The sequence below is a fragment of the Mesorhizobium sp. M1338 genome (genome assembly GCF_040318045.1).
In the GTDB taxonomy this organism is placed as follows: domain Bacteria; phylum Pseudomonadota; class Alphaproteobacteria; order Rhizobiales; family Rhizobiaceae; genus Mesorhizobium.
Genome location: NZ_JAMYLL010000015.1, coordinates 36,952 through 49,260, shown reverse-complemented (window position 1 = coordinate 49,260; position 12,309 = coordinate 36,952). Strand labels below are relative to the sequence as shown.

The window sequence follows — 12,309 nt, the reverse complement described above, 5'->3', positions numbered from 1 at the left end:
GTCAGAAAATCGATATCGATATGAACCATTGTCGGCTCGACCATCGCTTGAAGCGGATGAAACTCGCGCTCCGGTTGCAAACCCGGAATGGATGCACCATGATGGCTGCGACCACGGTGAGGGGGGCCTTCCATGAAACTCGCAGTCCGGACCATGATGTCCCTGATGCTGGCGCTTGCTCCGGGATCGGCCGGTGCACAAGGCGCGGATCCAGGCGACGACAAGACGGTTATCTTTACTCCCGACGATCCAGAGATGGCGGCGGCGACCGCGCAGGCACTCGCCAGCCTGGACGACTTCCTGGCACTGTCCGAGGCTCCTCCCTCCGGCACGGACAGGTTCAAACTGAAGGTCAAGGTGCGGGACGGGAATGTCAGCGAACACTTCTGGGTCATCCCGTTCCGACGCACCGAAACCGGCTTTGTCGGCATATTGGCAAACCAGCCGGAGGGAGTGCACAACGTCGTCCTGGGGCAGAACATAGAATTCACCAGGAGCGATATTTCCGACTGGGGATACACACGCGGCGGCCATCAGATCGGCAGCTTCACCGTCTGTGTGATGTTCAAGAAAATGTCGAAAGAAGAGGCAGACTTCATGCGCGACCAATACGGCTTCGACTGCTGACAGCGATTAACCGATCTCGTCCTTCGCGCCGACCTTGCGCACCAGCGCCGCCGTCGCCAGCATCGCGCCCATGTCTGATATCATCGGCGCGACATGCGTGGTGTAGTCGAGCGGCACCGAAATATCCGGCAGTTCGAAGAAGTTCTTCGTCTGCGGCAGCAGCAGGAAACCATCGCTGCCGTTGAGCGCGACGCGGGCCGGGTCGTCCGGCCAGGTTTCGCCCAGCCATTTCAGTGCCTGCGCCAGGCGGCCTGTCACCAGCGGCCGCGCCGCCTCGGCATTGTCGGTGCGGAATTCATAGGCGGCGTCGAGTTCAGGCACGCCGCACGACAAGTCCTGCATCTTGCTGGCGAACATGCCGCGGAAGAAGCCGACGACCGCATTGGTCCGGCGCGTCGCCACCAATACCCCCGGGAACGGCTCGATCGCTTCGAAAGCGACAATGACACCCTTGAAGACTCTCGATGAATCCTTGCCCGACCCTACTCGCAGTTCTGCTTCGTAAAGCTCGAACGGAAACTCTTCGTAACGGCCCGAAACGACATCGTCGAACGACTGCTTGTTGAAAGCGCCGACCGCCTCGCGCGGCAGCCGGTCGAAAGAGTTCGGCCTCCCTCCATGCTGGTAACGCATATCCGCGATGAAGCCGAAGATGATTGGCAGCAGCGTCTCGCGGAACGATTGCTGCAGCCGCGTCGCCGGTTGCATGGCCTGGAAGTAGAGCACGCTCGAAGCCACCAAGCCGATGCCATAGAGAAACACATGTGGCGTCGAGAACCATTGCTCGTTGGGGTCGGCGACCTTGTTGAACAGCCAGGCGACCAGCGCCACGAACACCAGCACAAGGCCGACGAACAGTGGCACCCGCCAGCGCACTTGGCTGGCCGCGGAGGCCCTTGCCGCCTCATAGGCCTCGATGTCTTTCCGGATACCGGCAATCACCGCGGCGCCAGGCATGAAATCCGCTGTTTCCATCGCCACCCCGCAAGCCTGCCTCTGCCGGCGCATGATAGCCGGTTTTGCAGGGGCCGCCAGACGGTTAAGCGGTGACACCTTCTTCGCCTGGGGGAGAAGGAAATATCACCCGCAGCCGACCTTCCACCCTGCCGCGCATTCGCCCCTTCAACCTTTCCACCAACACCAGCCGCTCATGGTCGCCGGCGCGCACGCGCATGAAGGGATGCAGCCGGTAAGACGCGATGGCGCCGCGTGTGCCGGCATCGGCGCTGACATCGACGACGAAGATTCCTCCGATGCGGCCCGGCCATGTCTGGCGCGCAAAGGCGGTGCCAAGGAAATCGCCGAGCCCGTAAGCGACGATCGTCCCGTCGATCTTTTCCACCGGCTGCACGACATGGGCGTGATGGCCGGCGATCAGCCCGACGCCTTGCCCGGCCAGCCGCCTGGCCAGCGCCCGCGTCTCGGCGCGCGGAAAATGCCGGAACTCCCAGTCCCAATGCGGCACGGCACAAAGAAGATCGACACCATAGCGCGGCCAGCCGGCCGGATCGCTGTCCATCGATACGCGCCCGGCGAACAGGTTTTCATCGGCGTTGCGCCACAGCGTGAAGGCGGCGAAGCCGATATCCAGCGGCCCGGCCTGGACAGGCACCACCGGACCATTGGCGGCCTGGCCGACCGTGCGGATGCCGAGCCGCTGCAGCGCCGCGACCGTCTCGTCGAAACCGGCGACGCCCTGGTCGAGCACATGATTGTTGGCCAGTGACAGCACGAGCCTTTCGCGCGCAATACCAGCCGCCGCCAACGCCTCGGCCAGGAACCGCTCGCTCATCGCATGATGCGTGCCGAGCCTCGTGCCCAGCGCCGCGCTTGGTCTGTCCACGACAGGGCTTTCGCAATTGCCGATCACCACATCGGCAGCTCCGAGCAGCCTCTTGACCTCCGGGTCGCAGTCCGGCGCGGTGCGGTTGGCCACCGCCGAGATGTCGCCGACGAAGGCCAGCCGCACTGCCTCCCTTGGTGGCGGATTCATCAGCGTTCCCGCCATCGGCGCAAAGTCTTGCGCGCCGCCGGCAAGCGAGGGCTTCAGAAAACGCGGCAGCCAGGACAGCTTGTAGGAAAACGGATAATTCGACACGCGGCGCCCAATTGTTTGCCTTGTGTAGACCGTCCTCGGGACGGGTTGAAGCGCGACGCTGCAAATGGTGTATGTTTGTTCCGCGCGACAAATATTTGGGGGGAAAGATGACACGACTGGCAAGCCTGCTGACATCCGCTTTCATGCTGATTGTGCCGCTGTCTTCCGCGACGGCGGCTATGCCCGAAGCGGCATCCGCTCTGTTCGAGGCGAAGACCGTGGCCGCGCGCGACAGCGCCCTGTCGACGCTGGAGGCCGCCGCGCCAAAAGACCCGGCATCAGCTTACGCCGCCGGCGCCGGCGAGTTCTTCACCGCACTGGAAATCCTGGCCGGCGGCCTGCACCGTCATGGCTTCGAAAGCCCGCAATCCTTCATGCTGCCGCTGATGCGGCTGCCGGTGCCCGACAATCCGAACCCCGAACCGCTGACCTACGAGCAGTTCCGCGCCATTCTGGTCGCCTTCCGCGACCGGCTCGAAAAATCCGCCGCCACGTTTGCGTCGGTGCCGGCGGGCGCCGATACCGGCATGGCAATCGATCTCACCCATACCGGCATCGATCTCAACGAGGACGGCACCATCGCGCCTGATGAAAGCATGGCCGCCATCATGGCCTCGCTGTCGCGCGGCGGCAGCGCGCCAGACGATGCAGCCCCCTCTTTGACCTTCCGCTTCGATCGCGCCGATGGCTATTGGCTGCAGGGCTATGCCGAATTCCTCATGGCGCAGGCCGATTTCTGGCTGGCGCATGATTTCAGGAGCACCTTCGACGGGTCCTTCCACATGCTGTTCCCGCGCGCCAAGCTGCCGTTGCAGGATATCCTGGTGCCGCCGGCCGGCGACACGGGCAGCAGCATATTCTCGTCGGAGTGGCGCATTGCCGATTTCATCTCGCTGGTGCATCTCGTCAACTGGCCGGTGGTCGAACCCGAGCGCCGGCAAGCGGCACGCCGTCATCTGCTGGAAATGATCCGGCTGTCGCGCGAGGATTGGAAGGCGATCCGCGCCGAGACCGACAATGACCGCGAATGGCTGCCGGGACCGCGGCAGAAGGGCGAGAACCCGCTCACCGGCCTCGAAGTCGGCGAGGAGCAGGTGCAGGCCTGGCTCGCCGCCTTGACCATGGCCGAGGATCTCCTCGAAGGCCGCGTGCTGCTGCCGCATTTCCGCATCACCGATAAGGGCATCAACGTGAAGCGCTTCTTCGACGAGCCAAAAAACTTTGACCTGGTGTTGTCGATCACAGGCCCGGCCATCGCGCCCTATCTCGAAAGCGGCAGGATCCTGACCAGCGACGATTTCGACCAGATCCAGCGCCAGTTCGGCGGCGGCGGGTTTCTGACGTTTGCGCTTTGGTTCAATTGAGGGTGCCACTCAAGGCGGCCGTCCAGGCGAAGAAATTGTGACAAGCAGGCAACGGTTTTACCTGAGACAGGCGCCTATTTGGGCAATTTTCACCGGCGGTCGCTTCGTTGCATTTATCGCTGAAGGTGCCGCGAAAAAATTTAGAAACGGCTGTTTTGCTTGACTCGGCGATCAAAAGCGGGCAGCAAAACGACGTCGGAGAGGCAACAACACCACTTTCCTGGCCGTGGACGAGGCCTGATTTGACCTAAATCCACATCTCGTCGTTGGTTTTGAGAGGGATTAATTAACCAACTTTGTCCATTTTGAAGCAATCGGCAACCAACGACAGACGCGGCAAACGCGTCGGGGACCACCTGGGATCACTCACAGAATGGTCGTCGCGGCTCTCAAGGCCACGTACGGGGGAAACCGGTTGGAGCAAGATTGGTTGCATGGCGTTGTTGCGTAAAAAAAATTCCGGGGACGAGCGTAGGGACGGCGTGACCGCCTGCGACGCGCCATGTTCCTCTTCCTTCACTCCTGAACGGATCGTCCGCTGGGTCGCCGTGCCCGGCATCAGCGCTGCCGTTGGCCTGTGGCTGATCGGCACCATGGTCGGCCTCAGCTCCGTCGGCGCCTCGCTGTCGGCGACATCAGGTAGCCTGCCGCGGAGCCTGTCGATGCCGGGTTCGTTCGCCCTTGCCGATCCGATCAAGCAGCATTTTCTGAGAGCACCCTTCGCCCTTGCCAATGCCCATGGTGGCACGCAGGCCCTTCACGACCATGCCGTGCAGTGCGGCGCCAGTTGCTTCAAGCTTGCCCGGTTGAGCCCGCGGGCGGAGAAATCCGCGCGCCTCGTGGCGCAGGCAAAGCCCGTTCCCACTGATGCGAAGTCGAGGTCGCAGGAGCGTTTCGAGCGCATGGAAGCGTCGCTTTCGCCGATGAAGCTCGCCGCTGCCTTTGCCGGCGCCGGAAAGCCCGTCGTCGCCGCAGAGGCCCGTCCCGTGATTTCCACCGTCGCGCCGCGAATTGCCGAGGCGTCGCTGGTGCCATCCGTCACGGTGATGGCCAGTCTGTCGGACGACATGCCGGCTCCGGAGGCGGAACGCTTCGCCCGGCTGGATACCGGCTCGGTCGTCGTTCAGACCGCGCCGCAACCGATGGGCTTTGCCCAGTCGGACGCGACGACGCCGGATAATTCGCAGTTGGCGCTGGCCCTCGTGCAGTCGCTGCCGGTCGACGACGAAGCGTTTGCCTCACCGCTGCCAATCGAGGATTCGTCGGCTGACGTCGCGGTTTCGCCTGTCGAAACTCAGCAGGGACAGCCCGGCGACGCCGCCTCGCTGCCGGACGCGCTCACCGACGATGTGCCATTGCCGACCCGTCGCCCTCGGATCGAAGAGCCGCAACCCGAGGTTGCACAACAGTCCAAACCTGTTCAGCAGCCGAAGCCTGTCCAGCAGCCGAATCCAGCTCGCGGGACCGTCCAGCAGGTCCAGACTGACCAACCGGCCAAACCGGCTCGGCAAGGACGGCCGGCCGATGGCGGCAACGTGCTGGCCTATGCCAAGCCGGACACGCCTTCGGGTGGCCTCGGCAAGGCATTCAAGAACCTGTTCAATTCACCGAACCCCAGGAGCGGAGCCAGCAATGGCGTCGCCGTCTACGACATCAGCGCCGGGACCGTTTACATGCCTGACGGCTCGAGGCTCGAGGCGCATTCGGGCGTCGGCGCCATGGTGGACCAGCCTCGCTATGCCGACCAGAAGAACCGCGGACCGACACCGCCCAACACCTACAATCTGTCGCTGCGCGAGTCGCGCTTTCATGGTGTGGAGGCCTTGCGCCTGACACCGGTCGATGGCCGCAACAAATACAATCGCGACGGCTTCCTGGCCCATACCTATCTGCTTCGGGGCCGCTACGCCCAGTCGAGCGGTTGCGTCGCCTTCAAGGACTATGCGCGCTTCCTCGCCGCCTTCAAGAAGGGCAAAATCAAACGCCTCGTTGTGGTGCCGCGCCTGTCGTCTTCGCCGACGCAAGTCGCATCCGCCGCCAGGGGCGCGTAGTACCTACAGGCATTCGGCCGCACCTTCCCGCCGGCTCCTGACAGCCTACTGTCAGGAGCCGCATTGTCCGGTACGCCTCTACCCACCGCGCTCTTTCCATTTTGGCCAGGAAATCCCATATTCGGGACATGGCCAGATCTCCCGATAAAAAAACGCCGCCGACGGCGAATGACGACCGCGCCGCACCGAAGCGGCGCAGTCCGCTGACCGATTTCCTCGACGCCTCCGAGCCGCTGCACGGAGGCAGCTTCGCGGAGATGCCCCAGCCGGAGTTGTCGGGCACGCCGCTGACCGGTTCGATCGCGGATTGGGCCGAACAGATCGAGCAGGAAGCCGAAAAGGAAGGACGTCTCGTCGGCAAGGGCGATGGTGGCAAACCACCGAAGCCATCGAAGAAGATACCTGAGCGCTCAAGCTCGCCGGGGCGCAGCGCGCGCGGCACCTCGATGGGTGGCGCGGCATCAGCCAGGGAGCGCACGGCAGCCGGCCTCAATCCGGTCGCCGGTCTCGACATTTCATTGGAAGACGCCGAGACGATGGCCTCGGGCAGCGTCACCGCTACCGTCGCCGCGCTGTCGGCGCTGATCGAGTCCGGCAATCCGCTGCACAAGGACGGCGTGCTGTGGACGCCGCACCGCCCTGCCCGTCCGGAGAAATCCGAAGGCGGCATCGCCATCAAGATGGTGTCGGACTTCGAGCCGGCTGGCGACCAGCCGACAGCGATCAAGGATCTGGTCGAAGGCGTCGCCAACAACGACCGCACCCAGGTGCTGCTCGGCGTCACCGGCTCCGGAAAAACCTTCACGATGGCCAAGGTGATCGAGGAGACGCAGCGCCCCGCGCTGATCCTGGCGCCGAACAAGACGCTGGCGGCCCAGCTTTATTCCGAGTTCAAGAAATTCTTCCCCGAAAACGCCGTCGAGTATTTCGTCTCCTATTACGACTATTACCAGCCGGAAGCCTACGTCCCGCGCACCGACACCTTCATCGAGAAGGAATCCTCGATCAACGAGCAGATCGACCGCATGCGTCACTCTGCGACGCGTTCTCTGCTCGAGCGCGACGACGTCATCATCGTCGCCTCGGTGTCCTGCATCTACGGTATCGGCTCGGTCGAAACCTACACGGCGATGACCTTCCAAATGCAGATCGGCGACCGGCTCGACCAGCGCGCTCTGCTCGCCGATCTCGTTGCCCAGCAGTACAAGCGGCAGGACATCAACTTCGTCCGCGGTTCGTTCCGCGTGCGCGGCGACACGATCGAGATCTTCCCGGCCCACTTGGAAGATCGCGCCTGGCGCATTTCGATGTTCGGCGACGAGATCGAGCAGATCACCGAATTCGATCCGCTGACCGGCCAGAAGACCGGCGAGCTGAAAAGCGTCAAGATCTACGCCAATTCGCACTATGTGACGCCGCGCCCGACGCTGAACCAGGCGATCAAGTCGATCAAGGAAGAGCTCAAGCACCGGCTGGTGGAACTTGAACGGGCTGGTCGGCTGCTGGAGGCGCAGCGGCTGGAGCAGCGCTGCCGCTTCGACCTGGAGATGCTGGAGGCCACCGGCTCCTGCGCCGGCATCGAGAATTATTCGCGCTATCTCACCGGCCGCCAGCCGGGCGATCCGCCGCCGACACTGTTCGAGTACATTCCCGACAATGCGTTGGTCTTCATCGACGAAAGCCACGTCACCGTGCCGCAGATCGGCGGCATGTATCGCGGCGACTTTCGCCGTAAGGCGACGCTGGCCGAATACGGTTTCCGCCTGCCGTCCTGCATGGACAACCGGCCGCTGCGCTTCGAGGAATGGGATGCCATGCGCCCGCTCTCCGTCGCCGTTTCGGCAACCCCGGGCGCTTGGGAGATGGAACAAGCCGGCGGCGTCTTCGCCGAACAGGTCATCCGCCCGACCGGGCTGATCGACCCGCCTGTCGAGGTACGCCCGGCCAAGAGCCAGGTCGACGATGTCGTCGGCGAAATCCGTGACACCACCAAGGCCGGCTATCGCACGCTGGTGACGGTGCTGACCAAACGCATGGCCGAGGACCTGACCGAGTATCTGCACGAACAAGGCATCCGCGTCCGCTACATGCACTCCGACATCGACACGCTGGAACGCATCGAGATCCTGCGCGATTTGCGCCTTGGCGCCTTCGACGTGCTGGTCGGCATCAACCTTTTGCGCGAAGGCCTCGACATTCCCGAATGCGGCTTCGTCGCCATTCTCGATGCCGACAAGGAAGGTTTCCTGCGTTCTGAGACCTCGCTCATTCAGACCATCGGCCGCGCCGCCCGCAACGTCGACGGCAAGGTCATCCTCTATGCCGACCAGGTCACCGGCTCGATGGAACGGGCGATGGCCGAGACCAACCGCCGCCGCGAGAAGCAGATGGAGTGGAACGAGGCCAACGGCATCACGCCGGAATCGGTCAAGTCGCGCATCTCCGACATTCTGGATTCGGTTTACGAGAAGGACCACGTCCGCGCCGACATCTCGCAGTTCACCGACGGCGCCGGCGCCATGATGGGCAACAACCTGAAAGCCCATCTCGATGCCATGGAGAAGCAGATGCGCGACGCCGCCGCCAATCTCGACTTCGAGAAGGCGGCCCGCATCCGCGACGAGATCAAGCGGCTGCGCGAGATGGAACTGTCGATTTCCGAAGACCCGCTGGCCAAATACGCCGACATGGAAAGCCCGGTCTCGGGCCGTGAAAAGGGCAAGCACAACAAGGGCGTGGCCAAACATCGTACATCAGAGGAACAGGACCGTTTCCGCAAGCTCGACGAAGCACGTGCCGCCGAAGAAACGGCCAAGGCTGCCCGGCCCAACCTCTTCCGCAAGCCTGATCTCGACGAAATGGGCGCCGACGGCGCCGTGCCGGTGAAGAAGCCGCTGTTCACCAAACCCTCGCTCGACGCCATGGGGCCGGGCACCGATATGCCGACGCCGGCCGGTGCGGTGTCGCGCTCGCTGTTCAAGAAGCAGTCGGCCGAAGAGGCGCACGGTTCCGACTTCGGCATTCCCGGCGACGCCACCAAGCCGCTGTTCAAGAAGAACTCACTCGATGAGATGACCGTGCGGCGAACAGAGACGCCGATCGAGGGTGACAAGCCGGTCAAGCGTGAGCGCGCCGGCATCGGCTCATACGAGGATCCAGGCGATGTCCGCCGGGAGAAGCGCCGGCCGGGGAAGACAGGCAGACCGGGACGGTAGAGCTTGGGGTCACACTGTCGACTGGCTGGACCACGCCCCACCCTTGTCAGTTGCCAGTCGAAACGATACGGGCCACGGCAGCTTCTCCGCTTCCAACTGCAAGAAACGGCCGCCCGCACAATGAAACCCAAAGACATCGCCGCCTATATCTTCTTGGCCGTCACCTGGGGCTTGTCGTTCCTTGTGCTGCTCAAGGTGGTGCACGCCTTCGGCTGGGTCGGCGCGGTCACCTTGCGGTCGCTGATCGCCGGCATCACGCTCCTGCTGCTTGCCGCCGCGACCCGACGCCGGCTCGATTTCAGCGCCGGCTGGCGGCGCTTCGCCGTTGTCGGCGCGACGACGGTTGCCGCGCAGCTTGTCGGCCTATCCTATGCCACCCCGCGCATCGGCACGGCGGTGGCGGCCATCCTTGTTGCCGCGATCCCACTGTTCTCGATGATCCTCGGCCAGCTATGGGGGCTTGAGCGCATCACCGTTCGCGGGCTGGCCGGACTGCTGCTCGGCGCCTTGGGCATCATCGTCCTGGTCGGTTTTCCCGCGGTGCCGATCACCGCATCCTTCGCTTTCGGCTGCGCCGCCTCGCTGTTTAGTTCCTTCTCGGCCGCCTTCGGCAGCAATTACGCAAACCGACATCTGGGCTCGGCCGGCTCGTGGGAACTCACCAGTGCCGCGTTCCTATTAGGCGGCCTGATGACGCTGCCATTGCTTCTCGCCGTACCGGTGCCGGCGATGCCTCGGGCCATCGACTTTCTCTATCTCGCCGTCCTCTCCTGCGTGATGAGCGCGTCGACCTACATCGTCTATTTTCGGCTGGTTGCCAGTATAGGCGCGACCAGGACGATCAGCGTCGAATTCGCCGTTACGGTGATCGCGGTGCTGGTCGGCACCAGCATGCTTGGGGAGTCGCTGACCGTAATCCAGGGCTTAGGCGCAGTCGCGATCATCGGTGGCTGCATACTGGTGCTCGATCCGTTCCCGCGCCGGGTGAAAGCGGTAGCCTTGCCTTCCGCCACGCCCTTGGTGTAGTCAGTCCGCACACTCGAACGTCTTGAAAGGAGGGCTCACGTGTTCGATTTTTCTCGTCACCATCGTCAGCGTGGCCCGATTTCCGCCCTGCGAGCTTTCTTGCAGGGCTGACCAGGGACGGTCCGGGGTTTCCCGCTTCGATTTTTTGGTCTGCCCTTCGTGGTGCAGCAACGCCGAGCCTGATGGCCGGCACGCACACCGTCAAAGTGCATTGAGCCGCTAGAGCATGATCCCGAAAAGTGGGAACCGGTTTTCGGAAAAGATCATGCTCCGACAAAGAGGCGGCCAAGACCAGAGAAATCAAAATGGCCCTGATCAGCCTCAAATCCCTCGGCGTCACCATGAGCGCGCCGTTGTTTTCCAACCTCGACCTCACCATCGGCACTGGCGATCGGCTCGGCATCGTCGCCGCCAACGGCCGCGGCAAGTCGACCTTGCTGAAATGCCTGACCGGCGAGATGGAGCCGACCTCCGGCGACATCACCCGCACGCGCGGCCTGCGCGTCGGCCATGTTGAACAGTCCGTTGCCCCTGCCCTTCTGAGCCACACTTTCCATCAGGTGGTGGCCGATGCCTTGCCGGCCGAGCAGGCCGACAGCGAGCTGTGGCGCGTCGACGTGGTTCTCGACTCGCTCGATGTACCTGAGCCGATGCGCGAACGGCAGATGCAGGCGCTGAGCGGCGGCTGGCAGCGGCTGGCGCTGATCGCCCGCGTCTGGGTGACCGATCCGGACGTGCTGCTGCTCGACGAGCCGACCAACCATCTCGACCTTGCCCGCATCAGTCAGCTGGAAAGCTGGCTCAACACGCTGCCGCGCGAGGTGCCGGTGGTGATCGCCAGCCACGACCGCGCCTTTCTGGACGCCACCACCAACCGGACGCTGTTCCTGCGCCCGGAGCAGTCGCCGGTGTTTGCCCTGCCCTATTCCCGCGCCAGGCAGGCGCTCGACGATGTCGACGCCTCGGCGGAGCGCAAGTTCCAGCGCGACATGAAGGTCGCGCAGCAATTGCGCCGGCAGGCGGCCAAGCTCAACAACATCGGCATCAATTCGGGCAGCGATCTGCTGACGGTGAAGACCAAGCAGCTCAACCAGCGCGCGGAAAGACTGGAAGAGGCGGCGGCTCCGGGGCATCGCGAGAAATCGGCCGGTGCAATCAGGCTGGCCAATCGCGGCACCCACGCCAAGGTGCTGGTCACGCTCGACGACGCGGCCGTCGAAACACCCGACGGCACGCTGCTGTTCAGGACCGGCAAGCGCCACATCTGCCAGGGCGATCGTATCGTCCTGCTCGGCCGCAACGGCGTCGGCAAGTCGCGCTTCGTTACCCTGATCCGCAATGCCATCGTCGAACCGGACACGGTGCGGAATGTGAAGGTGACGCCGTCCACGGTGCTCGGCTACAGCGACCAGGCGCTGTCCGGCATCAGCGGCGCCGACACACCGCTGGCGCTGGTCTCGCGCCGCTATGATGTCGGCGAGCAGCGTGCACGGTCGCTGCTGGCCGGCGCCGGCGTGGTCATCGAGATGCAGGAGAAAAAGATCGGCGTGTTGTCCGGTGGCCAGAAGGCGCGGCTGATGATGCTGACGCTCAGGCTAGCCAATCCCAACTTCTATCTGCTCGACGAGCCGACCAACCATCTTGACATCGACGGCCAGGAAGCGCTGGAAGCCGAGCTGCTGGCGCATCAGGCGAGCTGCGTGCTCGCCTCGCACGACCGCTCCTTCATCCGCGCCATCGGCAACCGCTTCTGGCTGATCGACAAGCGGAAACTGACCGAAGTCGAGGACCCGGAGGATTTCTTCCGTTCGGTAGCGGAAGCGGGCGGCTGACGATTTTGGTGGCGGGACGATATCCATGCCTGTGAAATTTCAGCCTGCCGATAACAGGTCAAAATTCGTATCATAACACGAGACGTTTTCTTGACT

The 12,309-nt window shown here is 63.5% G+C and carries 8 protein-coding genes; 6 read left to right on the top strand and 2 right to left on the bottom strand.

Features of this window, described 5'->3' with window-relative positions:
- The first annotated feature begins 165 nt into the window (after positions 1-165).
- Positions 166-627 carry a YegJ family protein gene (locus NKH19_RS16135; protein WP_352863855.1) on the top strand — a complete coding sequence of 154 codons (462 nt, stop codon included), beginning with the start codon at positions 166-168 and terminating at the stop codon, positions 625-627.
- 6 nt (positions 628-633) lie between these two features.
- Here NKH19_RS16135 and NKH19_RS16130 read toward each other — a convergent pair whose 3' ends face one another.
- Positions 634-1,602: a hypothetical protein gene (locus NKH19_RS16130; protein ID WP_352863857.1), complete on the bottom strand. Its 969-nt coding sequence runs from the start codon at positions 1,600-1,602 to the stop codon at positions 634-636.
- A 64-nt stretch (positions 1,603-1,666) separates the two neighbouring features.
- Positions 1,667-2,725: a CapA family protein gene (locus NKH19_RS16125; protein ID WP_352863859.1), complete on the bottom strand. Its 1,059-nt coding sequence runs from the start codon at positions 2,723-2,725 to the stop codon at positions 1,667-1,669.
- 107 nt (positions 2,726-2,832) lie between these two features.
- Between NKH19_RS16125 and NKH19_RS16120 the strand changes: the two genes are divergently transcribed.
- The 5 genes from NKH19_RS16120 to NKH19_RS16100 all read left to right on the top strand — a co-directional run bounded on the left by NKH19_RS16120 (position 2,833) and on the right by NKH19_RS16100 (position 12,213).
- Entirely contained in the window at positions 2,833-4,089 is a 1,257-nt protein-coding gene (locus NKH19_RS16120) for a hypothetical protein (protein ID WP_352863861.1), read from the top strand.
- Between the two features lie 482 nt (positions 4,090-4,571).
- A complete protein-coding gene (locus tag NKH19_RS16115) occupies positions 4,572-6,140 on the top strand; it encodes a DUF2778 domain-containing protein (RefSeq protein WP_352863863.1) in 1,569 nt (522 codons plus the stop codon).
- A gap of 128 nt (positions 6,141-6,268) precedes the next feature.
- The gene (uvrB, locus tag NKH19_RS16110; RefSeq protein WP_352863865.1) at positions 6,269-9,355 is read left to right on the top strand and encodes an excinuclease ABC subunit UvrB; all 3,087 of its coding nucleotides are present in this window, start codon (positions 6,269-6,271) and stop codon (positions 9,353-9,355) included.
- Positions 9,356-9,475: 120 nt separating this feature from the next.
- A complete protein-coding gene (locus tag NKH19_RS16105; protein WP_352863867.1) occupies positions 9,476-10,381 on the top strand; it encodes a DMT family transporter in 906 nt (301 codons plus the stop codon).
- 305 nt (positions 10,382-10,686) lie between these two features.
- Positions 10,687-12,213: an ABC-F family ATP-binding cassette domain-containing protein gene (locus NKH19_RS16100; protein ID WP_352863869.1), complete on the top strand. Its 1,527-nt coding sequence runs from the start codon at positions 10,687-10,689 to the stop codon at positions 12,211-12,213.
- Positions 12,214-12,309 lie beyond the last annotated feature (96 nt).